Annotated in this window: 17 protein-coding genes; 11 read left to right on the top strand and 6 right to left on the bottom strand. The window is 63.5% G+C overall.

The window, feature by feature from the left end:
- Positions 1-6: 6 nt before the first annotated feature.
- Genes DSM43276_RS19660 through DSM43276_RS19650 form a run of 3 tightly spaced genes read right to left on the bottom strand, consistent with a single transcriptional unit; the run spans position 7 to position 2,995 of the window.
- Positions 7-615, bottom strand: a complete 609-nt coding sequence (locus DSM43276_RS19660) for an urea amidolyase associated protein UAAP2 (RefSeq protein ID WP_078327987.1) — start codon at positions 613-615, stop codon at positions 7-9.
- Complete coding sequence (locus tag DSM43276_RS19655) at positions 612-1,445, bottom strand: urea amidolyase associated protein UAAP1 (RefSeq protein ID WP_078327986.1); 834 nt, start codon at positions 1,443-1,445, stop codon at positions 612-614. Before DSM43276_RS19655 ends, DSM43276_RS19660 begins: the two co-directional genes overlap by 4 nt.
- Complete coding sequence (locus DSM43276_RS19650; protein WP_078327984.1) at positions 1,442-2,995, bottom strand: amino acid permease; 1,554 nt, start codon at positions 2,993-2,995, stop codon at positions 1,442-1,444. Before DSM43276_RS19650 ends, DSM43276_RS19655 begins: the two co-directional genes overlap by 4 nt.
- Positions 2,996-3,255: 260 nt before the next feature.
- On the opposite strand from DSM43276_RS19650, the gene DSM43276_RS19645 reads away from it, so the two are divergent.
- Positions 3,256-3,915, top strand: coding sequence for a helix-turn-helix domain-containing protein (locus DSM43276_RS19645; RefSeq protein ID WP_078327983.1), 660 nt, complete (start codon positions 3,256-3,258; stop codon positions 3,913-3,915).
- Positions 3,916-3,989: 74 nt separating this feature from the next.
- On the top strand, positions 3,990-4,859 hold the full coding sequence (locus tag DSM43276_RS19640; RefSeq protein ID WP_078327981.1) for a cyclopropane mycolic acid synthase family methyltransferase: 870 nt from the start codon (positions 3,990-3,992) through the stop codon (positions 4,857-4,859).
- A gap of 25 nt (positions 4,860-4,884) precedes the next feature.
- On the opposite strand, the gene DSM43276_RS19635 is transcribed toward DSM43276_RS19640, so the two are convergent.
- On the bottom strand, positions 4,885-5,724 hold the full coding sequence (locus DSM43276_RS19635; protein ID WP_078327980.1) for a polyphosphate kinase 2 family protein: 840 nt from the start codon (positions 5,722-5,724) through the stop codon (positions 4,885-4,887).
- Between the two features lie 25 nt (positions 5,725-5,749).
- Positions 5,750-6,469 (bottom strand): TetR/AcrR family transcriptional regulator, encoded by a 720-nt coding sequence (locus tag DSM43276_RS19630; RefSeq protein WP_078323250.1) that lies wholly within the window; start codon positions 6,467-6,469, stop codon positions 5,750-5,752.
- A gap of 154 nt (positions 6,470-6,623) precedes the next feature.
- Between DSM43276_RS19630 and DSM43276_RS19625 the strand changes: the two genes are divergently transcribed.
- From DSM43276_RS19625 to DSM43276_RS19585, 9 genes are all read left to right on the top strand, one after another.
- Positions 6,624-7,880, top strand: coding sequence for a DUF445 domain-containing protein (locus tag DSM43276_RS19625; protein ID WP_412458625.1), 1,257 nt, complete (start codon positions 6,624-6,626; stop codon positions 7,878-7,880).
- A gap of 99 nt (positions 7,881-7,979) precedes the next feature.
- Positions 7,980-8,396, top strand: coding sequence for a helix-turn-helix domain-containing protein (locus DSM43276_RS19620; protein ID WP_078327979.1), 417 nt, complete (start codon positions 7,980-7,982; stop codon positions 8,394-8,396).
- A 32-nt stretch (positions 8,397-8,428) separates the two neighbouring features.
- Positions 8,429-9,076, top strand: a complete 648-nt coding sequence (locus DSM43276_RS19615; protein ID WP_078327978.1) for a heparin-binding hemagglutinin — start codon at positions 8,429-8,431, stop codon at positions 9,074-9,076.
- A 48-nt stretch (positions 9,077-9,124) separates the two neighbouring features.
- The gene (locus DSM43276_RS19610; protein WP_078300852.1) at positions 9,125-9,403 is read left to right on the top strand and encodes a DUF2516 family protein; all 279 of its coding nucleotides are present in this window, start codon (positions 9,125-9,127) and stop codon (positions 9,401-9,403) included.
- Positions 9,403-9,783 (top strand): DUF2599 domain-containing protein, encoded by a 381-nt coding sequence (locus tag DSM43276_RS19605; RefSeq protein ID WP_078327977.1) that lies wholly within the window; start codon positions 9,403-9,405, stop codon positions 9,781-9,783. Before DSM43276_RS19610 ends, DSM43276_RS19605 begins: the two co-directional genes overlap by 1 nt.
- A 356-nt stretch (positions 9,784-10,139) precedes the next feature.
- Positions 10,140-10,601: a transglycosylase family protein gene (locus DSM43276_RS19600; protein WP_078323254.1), complete on the top strand. Its 462-nt coding sequence runs from the start codon at positions 10,140-10,142 to the stop codon at positions 10,599-10,601.
- A 200-nt stretch (positions 10,602-10,801) separates the two neighbouring features.
- Positions 10,802-11,077 carry an acyl carrier protein gene (locus tag DSM43276_RS19595; protein ID WP_078327976.1) on the top strand — a complete coding sequence of 92 codons (276 nt, stop codon included), beginning with the start codon at positions 10,802-10,804 and terminating at the stop codon, positions 11,075-11,077.
- Positions 11,078-11,108: 31 nt separating this feature from the next.
- Complete coding sequence (gene mbtM, locus DSM43276_RS19590; RefSeq protein WP_078327975.1) at positions 11,109-12,752, top strand: long-chain-fatty acid--ACP ligase MbtM; 1,644 nt, start codon at positions 11,109-11,111, stop codon at positions 12,750-12,752.
- Positions 12,749-13,924, top strand: a complete 1,176-nt coding sequence (locus tag DSM43276_RS19585) for an acyl-CoA dehydrogenase family protein (protein ID WP_078327974.1) — start codon at positions 12,749-12,751, stop codon at positions 13,922-13,924. Before mbtM ends, DSM43276_RS19585 begins: the two co-directional genes overlap by 4 nt.
- On the opposite strand, the gene DSM43276_RS19580 is transcribed toward DSM43276_RS19585, so the two are convergent.
- Positions 13,921-14,535, bottom strand: a complete 615-nt coding sequence (locus DSM43276_RS19580) for a GNAT family N-acetyltransferase (RefSeq protein WP_078327973.1) — start codon at positions 14,533-14,535, stop codon at positions 13,921-13,923. The two genes, DSM43276_RS19585 and DSM43276_RS19580, sit on opposite strands and share 4 nt — an antisense overlap.
- Position 14,536 lies beyond the last annotated feature (1 nt).

Genomic DNA, 14,536 nt, shown 5'->3' with positions numbered 1-14,536 from the left:
TGGTGCTCATGCGCTCTCCACCGTCATCCGCACCGGCGTGGGATCGAATCCGTTGCACGGATTGTTGATCTGCGGGCAGTTCGACACCAGCACCAGGGTGTCGATCTCGGCCCGGAGCCTGATCTTCTTGCCCGGTGCGGAGAGGCCGTCAACGATGCCGAGGGTTCCGTCCTCGTCTACCGGGACATTCATATAGAAGTTGATGTTGGACACCAGGTCTCGCTTACCCAGGCCCCATTTGGCACCTTCGAGCAGGAAGTTCTCCACGCATGCGTGTTGGTGTTTGGTGTGATGCCCGTAGCGCAGGGTGTTCGATTCCTGGGAACACGCGCCGCCGATGGTGTCGTGGCTGCCCACCTCATCCTCGACGATCGTCATCAGCGGGCTGCCGTCCTCGGCGCGCAGTACGGTTCCGCTGCGCAGGAACAGGTTTCCTTGTGCTGCGATGGTCGCCTGCGCCGAGTAGCGCACCGCGGTATCGGCCGCCGAATACAACAGGGTGTCGACGGCCTGGTTGCCCAACAGGTCGATGATGGTCAACACATCTCCCGCGGCGACCACGGCGCTCCAGGGTGCGCGGGCGGGTACTACCTGGTCGAGAACCGTGCTTGTCACAGGGAATCTCCATTCTGTGCCGCGGCCCAGGCGTCTTCGGTATTGAGCACGGCACGTTGATATTCCGGGTCCTTGTTGGGCAGGTCGACCAGCTCATCGAGCGCGGGCCACGCCAGCACCTGGACGGGCCCGGTGTCAAAGGTGTCCGATGGGTCGAGGGGATGCGCGGTGTTCACCAGCAGGGCGATCACCGGTAGGTGGATCAGCAGATCCACCGCGGCCCCCGGCCCCGCGGTGCCGGAGCTGCGCAGCGTACCGTCGGCTTCGGCGCGGACGCCGTGGAAGAGCGACACCGATGGACCGATATCGCGGAGGGCGAGCCCATGCTTGGCCGCCGCCAGCGTGAACAGTTCGCGCCCGGCCGGGCTCGCTGAATAGAGATCACCCGCACCGTATTTGGCGGTGTTCGCGGTCAACGTACTGGTTCCGCAGAAGGTGTCGTGATGTCCGGAACTGTCGGCGACGATGGTGGCCAGCACCCGACCCTGATCCGAGAGCAGCGGATGCCCGGCGCCGAGATAGGCCTGCCATGGAACCTTGACGGTGTCGGCGACGTTGAGTCGCTCCCATGGGGCGTCGGCACGCAGCAGCACTACGCTCACGCACGCGGAGCCGGTGACGTCGGTGAGCCGCAACCGGGTGCCGCGACCGAGCACCTTGCCGGCGTACCGGCCTCCGGGGATGGTCTCGGCCCAGGTGAGTGTCAGAGGATCGACATCATCGGGGGTCCAGGGCCAGTTGGACGCGGGGAGCACCGGCATCGCGTCGGTGATCTGGCCGGCCTGCGAGCGGGCGTGATCCCGCGCTCCCTTGGTGGTCGCGGTCGTCATTGGGAGGTCTCCTTGGTGGTGGAATCGGCGCGCCGGGGATAGGCCAAGATCCCGGCGATGAGCACCGCGGCGATGCAGATGGGGGCTATCCACACCAGATAGGGGTGTGCACCCGTCGGGTCGAAAACCGCCGAGCGTGGCCAGGACAGATTGAGGACCATGAAGGCGCCATAGCCGACGGCGAGGATATTGATGGGGAGCCCGAATCGTCCGAGCGAGAAGAGCTTGCGCCCGTCGGCATCGGTCTGCCCCACGTTTGCGTCCCACTTGCTTCCGCCGATCCCTAGGCGGCGCAACAACAATGGCGTGGTGACCATCAGGTAGGCCAGGTAGATCAGGGCGATACAGACGCTGCACAGGCTGGTAAACAGTGCGGCGTTGCCGAAGTTGACCACCAGGATCAAGACGCAGCAGACCCCGACGACCACGGCCGGAGCGATCGGTGTACCGGTGCGTGGGTTCACGTGCGAGAGCACTGTGGAGAACGGCAGCTTGCCATCGCGGGCCATCGAGAACATCAGCCGGGAGGCCGCGGTCTGGATGGCGAGGGTGCAGACGAACACCGCGATCGCGACGTCGATGAGCAGCAGGGTGCCGAACGGGGACGCCAGCTTGCTGTCCAATACATAAGGAAGGCCGCCGGTGGCCAGCTGACCGTCGGTGAGGCTGGGGGCGGCCATCAGCGCGCCCAGGATCATCAGTGCCCCGCCGATCGCCGACACCACGATCGCGGACAAGATGGTGCGCGGGGCAACCCGACGCGGGTTGCGGGTCTCCTCGGCGAGCTCGCTGGCCGACCCGAATCCGACGAGCACGTAGGCGGCCATGAGCCCCGCCGCCAGGAACGCCCACGGATATCCGCTGCCGGCGTCGCCGGTGTGCAGCACCACGCTGGGGCCGCGCTCGGCGCTGGCGAAGAGCATGCCGACCACGGCGATCACGCCGACGATTTCGCAGGTGACACCGATGGAGTTGATCCGGGACATCCAGTTGACGCCGACGGCGTTGATGGCGGTGGTCACGACCAGCAGCAGCGATCCCAACAGCACGGCGTTCGACGCGCCGCTGACACTCGTCAGCGAGGAATCGGTACCGACCAGCTGAAATCCGGTCCAGACCGTGGGCAGCACCACCTGCAGCGCGATCGCGGCCGCGGACGCGGTGACAATCTGGGCGATGATCATGAACCAGCCGGCGAACCAGCCCACCACGGCTCCACCGAGTCGGCGCGACCATTGATAGATGGCGCCGGAGATCGGATAACGCGCGGCGAGCTCGGCGAAGTTCAGAGCCACCATGTACTGCCCGGCGAAGACGATCGGCCAGGTCCAGAAGAAGGCCGGGCCGCCGAAGCTGAACCCGAAGGCGAACAGCTGGAAGATTGTCGTCAGGATCGAGACGAATGAGAATCCTGCCGCGAAGGACGCGAATTTGCCAAGGCTGCGATGCAGCTGAGGTTTGTAGCCGAACGCGGCAAGGTCGTCGGAGTCGGAGCCGGCGATGCTCGCCGCGGACCGAGCCGCGGATTGGGTGGCCGTTGGGGCGTTCATGGGCACTCCCTGGTCGGTCCTCGGGCAGCATGTTTTGCGCCCTGTGTGGTCGGAAAAACCCACGTCTATGTGGGAGGAAATATCTGTCATGCGATAGGTAATGAGTCTGACGGGCGACCGGTACGCATGGGTGACAGTGCCGTTTCGGAACGGGGGCGCGGTGTAACATTGTCGTTGCGCAGATGTCGGAGCGATGACGAAACGCTCACCAGGTGATGGAATCGGGGCGTTGCCGAGGGGTACATGGAAGGGTCGGCACCATGTCAGGGCGACCGCGGCGTATCAGTCCCATTCGCGAGGGGAACACCACGCGCGACGAAATCCTCGATGCCTCGGCCGAGTTGTTCACCACCGACGGGTTCGCGGCAACCACTACCCGGCGCATCGCCGAGTCGGTGGGCGTGCAGCAGGCCTCGCTCTATTACCACTTCAAGACCAAGGACGACATCCTCGATGCGCTGCTGGCGATGACGATCGACCAGCCGCTGCATTACGCGGCGCTGATTGCCGATCGCCCGGAGCCTCCGGTCGTGCGCCTCTATGCCCTTGCGCTCGCCGACGCCGCCCAGCTGGCGGCGAGCCGGTGGAATCTGGGCGCTCTCTATCTATTACCGGATCTGCGTGCCGATCGATTCGTCGTGTTCCGGCGCAAGCGAGACCAGCTCCGCGCGCACTATCAGGATCTGGCGGCCTCCGCGTGCCGTACGGAGATGATCCGCCATGGGGTGGAGCGCCTCCCCTTCCGGCTCGTCGAGTCGGTGATCATGCTCCGCGCCGACGGTGATTCCATAGCTCCGGAGGCATTGGCCGATGCGACCTTGCGCGTTCTGGGGGTCACGGGGGATGCTGAACTGGTCGATGGGGCGGCTCGAGCGCTGTTGGGGCAGTTGGACTGGCCGGTGGCCGTTCCTAAGAGATAGGCACAGTTGACCGTGCTAGTCTGCGGGCCAGTACAAAGTAGCCAAAATGTGATGGGAATTAGGTGCTGCAGTAAATGTCCGATCTGAAGCCGTACTACGAGGAATCTCAGTCCATATACGACATTTCGGACGAATTTTATGGCCTTTTCCTTGACGAAGAAACCATGGGCTACACCTGCGCGTACTTCGAGCGTGACGACCTGACTCTTGCCGAGGCGCAGCTGGCGAAGTTTGACCTGGCGCTCGGCAAGCTCAACCTCGAGCCGGGGATGACCCTGCTGGACATCGGCTGTGGTTGGGGCGCCTGCTTGGAGCGCGCCATGCGGAAGTTCGACGTCAACGTCGTCGGTATTACCTTGAGTAAGAATCAGAGCGAGTACAGCCGCGCGCGCCTGGCGAAGGTGGCCGGGGAGACTGGTCGTACCGCCGATATTCGCATGCAGGGCTGGGAAGAATTCAACGATAAAGTCGATCGAATTGTCACGATCGGTGCATTCGAGGCATTCAAGCAAGAGCGGTACCCGATCTTTTTTGAACGCGCATATGACATTCTTCCCGATGATGGTCGAATGCTTTTGCACACTATTCTGGCCCACACCCAGAAATTCTTCCGGGAAAATGGAATTCCACTCACCATTAGTGACTTGAAATTCATGAAGTTCATCGGTGAGGAGATCTTCCCCGGTGGCCAGTTGCCGGCGGTTGAGGATATCGAGAAACTAGCTGCTGGCTCCGGGTTCACGCTGGAGCGTGCGCATTTGCTGCAGCCGCACTACGCGAAGACTCTGGATATCTGGGCCCAGAATCTTGAACAGCGCCGCGAGGAAGCCATCAGGATTCAGTCCGAAGAGGTTTACGACCGCTTCATGCGCTACCTAACCGGTTGCGCGGACTTCTTCCGCCGCGGTATCACCAACGTGGGTCAGTTCACCCTCGTCAAATAGCGAGACTTAACAGGTCAACGCCGTCTCACGCTTGCGCGAGGCGGCGTTTCTGTTCCTCGATATCGAAATCGGCGGGTGGCCACGAGAGATTTAGGCCGTCCAGTGTTTCGTCGAGAAGTGCAGTGACCGCGAGCCTGCTGTACCACTTTCGGTCGCACGGGATGACGTGCCAGGGCGCGTACTCGGTGCTCGTCTTCTCTAACACCGCTTGATACGCGTCCCGGTAGGCGGACCAGAACGCACGCTCGTCGATGTCGTTGGGATTGAACTTCCAGTATTTGTCCGGACGGTCCAGCCGCTCGGCGAGGCGCTCCTTCTGCTCGTCGAGTGATACCACGAGGGCGACCTTGAGGACTGTCGTCCCTGCCTCGGTCAGCTCCTTCTCGAAGGCGTTGATCTCGTCATAGCGGGCGCCCCAGACCTCCGGCGGCACCAGGTCGTGCACCCGCACCACCAGGACGTCCTCATAATGCGAACGGTCGAAGACGCCGAGCTGCCCGCCTGCAGGCAATGCGTTGCGAATGCGCCACAGGTAGTGGTGCTTACGTTCTTCCTCCGTGGGAACCCCGAAGCTCGCATGTTCGATTCCTTGCGGATCAACTTGTCCCACAACATGTTTGACGATACCTCCCTTGCCGGCGGTATCCATGCCCTGCAGGACCAGCAGCACCGAGCGGTGGTCGCCGCTGCGCCCATTGGCGTACAGCATCTCTTGTAGCCCCCCGAGGCGCTCGGACAGTTCGGCCTGCAGGGCTTCGCCGTCCTCTCGCGACCCGTCGAACCCGGGTGTGGACCGGGTATCGACATCGGCGAACAACAGGCCGGGTCGGTAGCGCAGTGCGGACGTGTCGATCCTGGGGGTCATGCCCTGTGACCCTAGCGAGGTCGGCTTACGCGGAGTGGGTTTGACGCGCTTGTGGTGGAGGAGGAACCGGTGACGGGTGTGGCATGTCGACGAACTTCTCCCGGGATCCACCTACACCCACGATGCCCAGCACCGCGTTCCAGGAGATCATCGTCAGGTAATCGATGAGTTCATCGGAGCTCATCCGAGGGTGCGACATCCACGAGTGGGTGGCCAGCTGCACGCCGCCGACGATCATGTACGCCCATGGCTCCACGCCGCGGGTATCCATGGACGCTTCGGACATCTGGCGGCGCAGAGAGAGGGCGAGCATGCGGGCGATGATGCGTTCGGAATCCGCGATGGCCTTGCTGCGGCTGGTGGAGCTGTTGGCCATGACGAACGGATAAATCTCGGGCTCGGCGGCCACGGTCTCGACGTACACCTTGATCGCGGTGCGGGTGAGGTCGTAGCCATCCAGCCGGGCCGACAGGGCCATGGCCATCTTGGGAATGAGGGTGGTCTGCGCGAACCGTGTCATGACGGCGGTCGTCAGATCGTTCTTATCGACGAAGTACCGGTAGAGCACCGTCTTGGAGACGCCGATGTCGGAGGCGATCTCATCCATGCTGATATCGCGCCCCCGGTGCCTGATGGCATCGAGGGTGCCGTCCACGAGTTCGGTGCGTCGTTCGACCTTGTGCTTATGCCAGCGGCGCTTGCGACCATCAGTCTTGATAGCCGCAGGCTGCGTTTTACTTGCCACGGTTATCGCCACATTCCCTTAGTTATCTGTAACCGATACTACTTCACGGGGCCCTCGGGGATGCGTGACGCGCTCGATACCGGATGATGGAGGAGTGGCAGGCAAGCATAGCGATCAGCCGCGCACGCGGAATGCATCCGGCGGCGTCTTCGCGATGAGTAATTCGGCCGTCGACGAGGAGCGCCAGAAGCAGCTTCGCCGAATGAAAGCCGTGGCTACGGGGTTCCTGGTCGCGGCCACCGTGTTGTTTCTGGCCTGTCGTTGGTGGCAGTCGGTCGGTGCGCCGGGCTGGGTGGGTTATGTCGGAGCGGCCGCAGAGGCGGGCATGGTCGGTGCGCTTGCAGACTGGTTTGCTGTAACCGCCTTGTTCCGGCATCCGCTTGGGCTAAAGATCCCGCATACAGCGATCATCAAGCGCAAGAAGGATCAGCTAGGGGAAGGGCTCGGGAACTTCGTCCGGGAGAACTTCATGTCGCCGGCCGTCATCACTGCCAAGGTGCGGGATGCGCAGATCGCGGGCCGGCTGGGCAAGTGGATGAGTGACCGGTCGCATGCCGAGCGGGTCGCGGCCGAGGCCTCCACGGTGCTCCGCGTCGGCGCGCAGATGCTGCGCGATGAGGACGTGCAGCAGGCCATAGACAGCGTGATCGTGCGAAGGATCGCCGAACCCACATGGGGTCCGCCGGTGGGGCGGGTGCTCTCGACGGTGCTCAAGGAGGACCGGCATGCGCCGGTGATCCAGCTGCTGTGCGACCGTGCCTTTGAGTGGGCGCTGGGTGCCAGCGACACCATCGATCGAGTGGTGGTGCGTGACTCGCCCGGCTGGACACCCAAATTCGTCGACCATTTCGTGGGCGACCGCATCTATCGCGAGTTGGTGGACTTCACGGACAAGGTGCGCCGCAATCCTGATCATGACCTGCGTCAATCCGTGAACAGGCTGTTGTACGAGTTCGCCGACGATCTTCAGCACGACGACCTGACCATCGCCAAGGCCGAGGCGATCAAGTCGCGGTTGATGGCGCGCGCGGAAGTCCAGAACGCCGCGGCCACAGCGTGGTCCGCCGCCAAGAAGATGATCACCGAGTCCGTGGACGATCCGTCCAGCGAGCTACGCACCCGGATTGCGGACACCGTGGTGCGGATCGGGGAGACGCTGCGCGACGACGACTCTGTACGCGACAAGGTCGACGGTTGGGTGGAACGTGCGGCCCGGCATCTGGTGGATCAGTACGGCGCGGAGATAACGGCCGTCATCACCGAAACGATCGAGCGTTGGGACGCCGAGGAGGCCAGTCGCCGGATCGAATTGCATGTCGGCCGTGACCTGCAGTTCATTCGTATCAACGGCACCGTAGTGGGTTCGCTGGCAGGTTTGGTCATCTATACCGTGGCGCAGGTGCTCTTCTAAAAAGGCCCTGACCCGGCCATTCCCGGGCTGAAGTGACGTGGACCACATTGCTAACAGAAGTGCTTGCAATAGCTAGCACTGCAGCTTACGGTGGTTCTTATGTCGCAGGAATCAGACCTCGCCGCCGCTGTGAGCAACGCCGCTTCCGATATCGGAGGCTTCATCCGGGCGCAGCGTGAGGCGGCGCAGGTGTCCGTGCGTCAGCTGGCCGAGAAGGCCGGCGTAAGCAACCCGTACCTCAGTCAGATCGAACGCGGACTGCGTCGTCCGTCGGCGGAGGTGCTCAATCAAATCGCAAAGGCGCTAAGGGTTTCGGCGGAGGTGTTGTACGTGCGTGCGGGCATTTTGGATCGTAGTGATGCCAGCCCGGTACGGGACGCCATCATTGCCGATACCGTCATCACCGAGCGACAGAAGCAGGTGTTGTTGGACGTCTACGGCTCATTCGTTCAGCAAAACGCCGAAGCCAATTCGGATCTGACTCAATCCGACCCCGAATCTACTGGCGACAACTGAATAACTTTCCCCATCCCCGAAAGGAATCTGGCATGACCAAGAAGAACACCTCGTTCGACGACCTGAAGACCCCGTTCTACGTAGCCGTCGGCGCCGGTGACCTGGCGCTGGCCGCGGTCGCCGATGTCGTCGTGAAGCTGCGGGAGCGCGCCGAAGAGGCCGCCTCTGAGGCCGGTGCCCGCGTGGACGAGACCCGCGACCGGCTACGCGAGCTGTCGGCTGAGCTGCCCACTGACGTCAACGAGCTGCGCGACCGGTTCACCCCCGAGGAGCTGCGCAAGGTTGCCGAGGCCTACCTGCAGGTGGCCACCGACATCTACAACAACCTCGCTGAGCGTGGTGAAGGGGCCATTGAGCGCATCCGCAGCACCCCCGGCATCGAGGAGAACGTGACCCGCGCCGAGGGTCTGGTCGGCAACTATGCCGAGCTGACCGAGCAGGCGCTGGGCACCGTGGCCAGCCAGACTCGCGCCGTCGGTGAGCGTGCCGCCAAGCTGGTCGGCATCGACCTGTCGAGCAAGGCCGCTCCGGCCACCAAGGCCCCCGCCAAGAAGGCTCCTGCCAAGAAGGCCGCGCCCGCCAAGAAGGCCGCCCCGGCCAAGGCTGCTGCCAAGAAGGCCGCGCCCGCCAAGAAGGCTCCGGCCAAGAAGGCGGCGACTCGCACCATCACCCAGAAGTAGGCAGTTCCAGCTCTGACAGCCACCCGATCAGCCACGTAGGCTGATCGGGTGGCTTTCACTTTTCATGTCTTCGCGCTGATCTCGCTCGTCGCCCTTATCGCGGCGATCGTTGGGTTGGTCCATGCCGCGATTCAGCCCGCGGACGCGTTTGTGGCGGCAGAAAAGCAGACCAAGACCACCTGGATAGTCATCCTTGCCGGAGCGGCCGTGCTCACCCTGATTCCGGGGTTGGAGCTGTTGACCGCCGGAATCGCCGCCGTGGCGGCCGGGGTGTATTTCGTCGATGTTCGTCCCCGCGTGCTTGAGGTGCAGGGCAAGTCGCGGTAATGCGCGCGGTTGCGGCGCTGGTTGCGTTGACGGCCGCTCTGCTGGTCGCGAATGCGGTGCCCGCGGCCGCCGTAGAGCCCGCACTTATTGATCACGTGTCTTGGGGTGCAACATCTTTGGGGCGCACGCTGCGTATCTACCCGACGCCGCTGGGACGTACATACGAGGCACCCGACGGCGCAGACGTCGCCTGGGCGGAGGTCCTCGCGCTGGCCCCCGACGCGCAGTCGCCCGGTATGCGGATGCAGTTCGACTGCCATTGGTACGGGCGGGTGTTCATCCCGAACAAGCCGAGCTGGAACCTGGAACCGTGGCGGCCGCCGGTGGACGGGGCGTTGATGACGGTGTCCCAGTGCAACCCGGGTGGACCTGAGATCTAGACCCCGACCCGCCCGGCTCTCAGCGGCAAAATCTCGGGCCTCAGTGATGGGTCCGCGGTCTGCGCCGTATAGGTGGGCAAATTGCACTGTGACATGAATCAATTGCGCGATTAAATGACAAACATGTAATTCCTCCGAGACCACCGGTTTATCTCGACGTTATTGGTGGAAGTAAGAAATCACTAAAGCCTCAGGCGGCGCAGTGGCAACTTTTCTTACCATTCTCCGCTTGCGTAACGCACACCTCGTGAGTAACGATTACAACAGTGATCACAATCTGATCACGACCGGAGTGGCAGGTGGTACATCACGCATCACGTGATCTCTCCGGTGACAGAGGATCGGGGTGCAGTGACATGAAGGTCGTCATGGACCGGGCGCGATGGGTGCGCGACAGGCGCGCGGTGTGTCTGATCGTCAACGTGCTGTTCGTGATGTCGTTGTCCATGACCGCAAGCGTCGCCTCCGCCGATTCTGTGAACTGGGACGCGATCGCCGAATGTGAATCCGGCGGAAACTGGTCCGCAAATACGGGAAACGGATTCTATGGCGGACTGCAATTCAAGCCGTCCACCTGGGCATCCCACGGTGGTGTCGGGAATCCCGCCGAGGCTTCCCGGGAGCAGCAGATCGCCGTCGCCGAGAGTGTTATGCAGACGCAAGGCCTTGGGGCGTGGCCGGAATGCGGCGGCGGCGGCACCGGCCCGATGACCGGGCGTTCGGGGTGCCAATTCGTCCCCGGTGGCAGCATTTTCGGGATCGTCAACTTCCGTCAGATGTGCAGCGGAGTCGTCGGTCTGATTCCCCCCGCCGGCTAGTTGGGGGTGGGTCCCCGTTGTGGCCGTCTCGTACCTCGATCGGGGGGCCTACGGGAGTGCGCGCGCGACAACTGGTGGGAACCCGGTGAAGGCCTCGGGATAGTAGGTTTGGCTTACCTAATTCCAGTTGTATAGTCGGTGCTGCGGAGCGCTGGAGCCCTCGCGCCCACCTGTATTGAGCCACAAGGAGAGCAGTCAACATGTCGACTGAAGTTGCCGAGAAACTTGAGAAGATCCTACGGGGAGAGCTCGCAGTAAGCGCGAATGAGATTACCCGCGACAAATTGCTGATTGACGACCTGGGGCTCGACTCTGTGGGATTCGCATTGGGCCTCGTCCTCATCGAGGAGCAGTTCGGCGTCACTCTTACTGAAGATCAGCTACTCGTGTGTGATTCCTTCGGCGACCTTGTCGACATCGTTTCGGCGGGGCAGGTCACGGCCCCGTCCCCAACCACCAGCGCGCTCGCCGAGTAGACGTTCGCAGGACGAGAAAGGCGAGAGAGTCATGAGCAGTCCCACGACGAACGTGCCTGCGGTGCAGGGGAATGCATTGGCGGAGAAGGTTTCCCAGGCGATGCTGACCTCGTCCGCCGACCTGGTGGTTATGGATGGTGCACGGGAATGGCATCGGTTTCCCTGGGCGGAGGTGCATGCGCGAGCGGAGACTGTCGCCGTCGACCTGCTCGACAACGCACACGGACCCGTCGGAGCGCTAGGGCTGATCGGCAGTCCCACCGTCGACTTGGTGGCCAGCGTTCAGGGTGCCTGGCTGGCCGGCACGAGCGTGTCGTTCTTTCCCGGCCTGGTGCGCGGGGCGGATCTGGACCGCTGGGCCCATACGACCTTGGAGCGCTGCGCGGCGATCGGGGTGCGCACGATCTACAGCAATGGTCGGGAGCTGGAGCAGCTGCGCGCGGTGGAGTCCAGCATCCGAATCGAGGATGTGGCGCAGATCGGAGCGCGGCCCCGGCCGCAGGCGTTCACGCCCGTGCAGACCGGAGACGAGACCACCCCTGCCGTCCTGCAGAACTCCTCCGGCTCCACCGGAACGCCCAAGACCGCTGTCCTCTCCCGGGGAGCGGTCATGAGCAACGTCAGCGCCATGGTGCGCCGCGCGGAGTTGACCGGGGAAGACCTGACCTGCAGCTGGTTGCCGCTCTACCACGACATGGGCCTGATCACGCTACTGGCTTCGTTCTGGACGGGCATGCCGCTGTGGCTGGCGCCCAATAGCGCTTTTGCGGCCTCGCCGATCAGGTGGCTGGACTGGCTCACCGAGAGCGGCGCGACATATCTGATGGCGCCGAACTTCGCTTACGACATCATCGGCCGGTACGTCGACAAGATCGAGCGTGGAGTCGATCTCGGCAAGCTGCGTGCGGCGGTCAGCGCGGCTGAGCTGATTAATTGCGACGGTTTCGAGCGCTTCCTCACGGCGGCGACTCCCCATGGTTTTTCCCCAGGCGCGGCGGTGGCGGCCTGGGGGCTGGCGGAAGGGACGTGTGTCGTCACCATGACCCGGCCCGGTGTCGGAGCACGGTCGGACGACGTGCTGGTCGCCACCCCGGATGGAGGCCAGGCCCCCCGCAGGTACGCACTGGTCGGCTCGGCGTTCGATGGGATGGAGGTCCGGGTGGTGCCTGCCGCGCGCGAGGTACCGGCGATCAGCGGCCGGGAAGTCGGGCAGGTCGAAATCAAGGGCGCCTGCATGATGAACGGATATCTGGGCAACCCGGCGATTGACAGGAACGAGTGGTTCAACACCGGCGACCTGGGCTATTTCCACGACGGTGACCTGGTCATCGTCGGCCGCTTCAAGGAACTGATCGTTCTTGCCGGGCGCAATGTGTATCCCATCGACGTCGAGCGGGCAGCTGCGTCGGTCGAAGGGGTGCGGGCAGGCAGAGTTGCGGCCGTAGGACTCGACGAAGGCGGTCTCCGACCGCGGCTTGCACTGGCCGTCGAGTACAAAGGCACCGACTTCGAGGCGGCGCGCAGACAGGTTGTCCAGCGAGTCACCGCCGACTGCGGGGTCGTCCCCTCAGAAGTTGTGTTCGTTCCTCCGGGTGATCTGCCGATCACGACGTCGGGCAAGCTGCGGCGCCTCGAGGTCAAGCGTCTTATCGAAACCGGTGGAGGCCTGCGATGACCGTGGCTGACCCGGAGAACCCGACCGTGGTCCCGCTGTCTATCGAAGGTTTTCGCGCGCTGCTGAGTTCAGTCATCGATGACGAGGTGACGTCGTGGGTGGACGAAGCCGAGAGGACCGAGCGATTCCCCCGCGCGCTGATCGAGCGCTTCGGTAGCACCGGGGTGCTGGCCGACAAGTGGTCGTCCGGAGCGCTGCCCGATGTAGCGAAGTTGGTCTCGTTGGGCTTTGCGCTGGGTGGACTCGGTTCGATGGGAATCAGCATCGGCGCGAGCTTGCACGACTCAGCGATTTCCATCTTGCGCCGGTTCGGTAGGACCGATTATCTGCGTGAGATCACCGAGCAGGCGATCCGCGGTGAGGCGGTGCTGTGCATCGGCGCATCCGAAGAGGCCGGCGGCTCTGATCTCCAGATTTCGGAGACCTTCGTCCGCAGCGTCGACGGCGGTTACCACGTGCGGGGCAGCAAGAAATTCGTCTCGCTCGGCCCGATTTCGGATCACATCGTCGTTGTCGCCCGCGGCGCCGACGGAGATGCCGCCAGCAAGCACGGCAATGTCATGTTGCTGCTGGTGCCAACCGCTCAGGTGGTGGTGCACGAGCGGTACCGGAAGCTCAGCGCGGGACCGCTCGATACCGCGCCGATCGATATCGACACGTGGGTTCCAGCAGACGCGCTGATCGCCCGCCCCGGTGCGGGGCTCGCCGCGATCAGCTGGGGTCTGTCGCATGAGCGGCTCGGCATCGCGGCTCAGGTGGTGGCGCTCTGCGAGAAGGCTCTCGGGATCACCATTGCCCGCATGGTGGACCGGGTGCAGTTCGGCAGCACCCTGCTAGGGCACCAGGCATTGCGCCTGCGTGTTGCGGATCTGCAGTCCCGGGTCGACATGATGCGCTATTCGCTTGAGGGCATCGCGGCGACAGGGCAGATGAACCTGCGTACCGCAGCCGCGGCGAAAGTCACCGCCGCCCGACTCGGCGAAGAAGTGCTCTCCGAGTGCCTCCACATCTTTGGCGGCTCGGGATACCTGACCGACGAGACGCCGGTCGGCCGCTGGTGGCGCGATATGAAACTGGCCCGGGTGGGCGGCGGTACCGACGAGACTCTCTGGGAGTTCGTCGCCGCCACCCTGAAACCCGATGTCGAGGGCTATCGCTCCCTGGGCGTTTAGGCCAGCGGGGCGGGTACATCCGCCGGGGTGCGCGGTGTGGTGTACAGCGCCATCCGGCGGTTGGGCATCTCGTGCTCGCCCAGGAAGGTGCAGCCGATGTGCTCAAAGACCCTGCGCGTCTCAACATTCTGGTGTTCGGGGTCGAACATGATCCGCTTACATCGCGGCTCCAGCTCGAAGAAGCTCTTGATCAGCTTGGGCAGGATCATGATCATGAAGCCCTTACTGGCCATGGCCTGGTTGGCGATAGCACCATGTATTCCCAGGTCATATGGGTCGGCGTCGTACTTTTCGCCGATCGAATCTTGAGCCGCCCGATAAAACTCCAGGTAGCCGACGGGCTCGTCCCGGAACAGCACCAGGTATGGGTGCGAATAGGTGCTCTCAACCTGGGCCTTGAGCTGGTCGTACCAACGCTCATCCGGCCAGTCTTGCTCCCAGCCGTTGACCAGTGCCGGCAGGCGCATCCATCGGGCAATCAGCGCTGTGTCATCGCTATCGGGGTCCACAAGCCTCACACCGAATGGGCTCACGAGCTTCGGTTCCGGAGGTGCGGGCACCGAGGGGTCGGGGGCGACATGGCGGTACAGCACTGGCCAGGGACGTTCCATA

It is taken from the genome of Mycobacteroides salmoniphilum, assembly GCF_004924335.1.
Lineage (GTDB): Bacteria > Actinomycetota > Actinomycetes > Mycobacteriales > Mycobacteriaceae > Mycobacterium > Mycobacterium salmoniphilum.
The sequence above is the reverse complement of the archived record's forward strand: the minus strand, read 5'-3'. Positions and strand labels throughout refer to the sequence as shown.

What these genes read in the sequence shown, in the direction of transcription:
- mbtM (WP_078327975.1), top strand. Translation starts at nt 11,109, where the DNA reads ATGAGCAGTCCCACGACGAACGTGCCTGCGGTGCAGGGGAATGCATTG.
- DSM43276_RS19625 (WP_412458625.1), top strand. Translation starts at nt 6,624, where the DNA reads ATGAGTAATTCGGCCGTCGACGAGGAGCGCCAGAAGCAGCTTCGCCGA.
- DSM43276_RS19645 (WP_078327983.1), top strand. Translation starts at nt 3,256, where the DNA reads ATGTCAGGGCGACCGCGGCGTATCAGTCCCATTCGCGAGGGGAACACC.
- DSM43276_RS19650 (WP_078327984.1), bottom strand. Translation starts at nt 2,995, where the DNA reads ATGAACGCCCCAACGGCCACCCAATCCGCGGCTCGGTCCGCGGCGAGC.
- DSM43276_RS19605 (WP_078327977.1), top strand. Translation starts at nt 9,403, where the DNA reads ATGCGCGCGGTTGCGGCGCTGGTTGCGTTGACGGCCGCTCTGCTGGTC.
- DSM43276_RS19655 (WP_078327986.1), bottom strand. Translation starts at nt 1,445, where the DNA reads ATGACGACCGCGACCACCAAGGGAGCGCGGGATCACGCCCGCTCGCAG.
- DSM43276_RS19580 (WP_078327973.1), bottom strand. Translation starts at nt 14,535, where the DNA reads ATGGAACGTCCCTGGCCAGTGCTGTACCGCCATGTCGCCCCCGACCCC.
- DSM43276_RS19640 (WP_078327981.1), top strand. Translation starts at nt 3,990, where the DNA reads ATGTCCGATCTGAAGCCGTACTACGAGGAATCTCAGTCCATATACGAC.
- DSM43276_RS19620 (WP_078327979.1), top strand. Translation starts at nt 7,980, where the DNA reads ATGTCGCAGGAATCAGACCTCGCCGCCGCTGTGAGCAACGCCGCTTCC.
- DSM43276_RS19595 (WP_078327976.1), top strand. Translation starts at nt 10,802, where the DNA reads ATGTCGACTGAAGTTGCCGAGAAACTTGAGAAGATCCTACGGGGAGAG.
- DSM43276_RS19635 (WP_078327980.1), bottom strand. Translation starts at nt 5,724, where the DNA reads ATGACCCCCAGGATCGACACGTCCGCACTGCGCTACCGACCCGGCCTG.
- DSM43276_RS19585 (WP_078327974.1), top strand. Translation starts at nt 12,749, where the DNA reads ATGACCGTGGCTGACCCGGAGAACCCGACCGTGGTCCCGCTGTCTATC.
- DSM43276_RS19600 (WP_078323254.1), top strand. Translation starts at nt 10,140, where the DNA reads ATGAAGGTCGTCATGGACCGGGCGCGATGGGTGCGCGACAGGCGCGCG.
- DSM43276_RS19615 (WP_078327978.1), top strand. Translation starts at nt 8,429, where the DNA reads ATGACCAAGAAGAACACCTCGTTCGACGACCTGAAGACCCCGTTCTAC.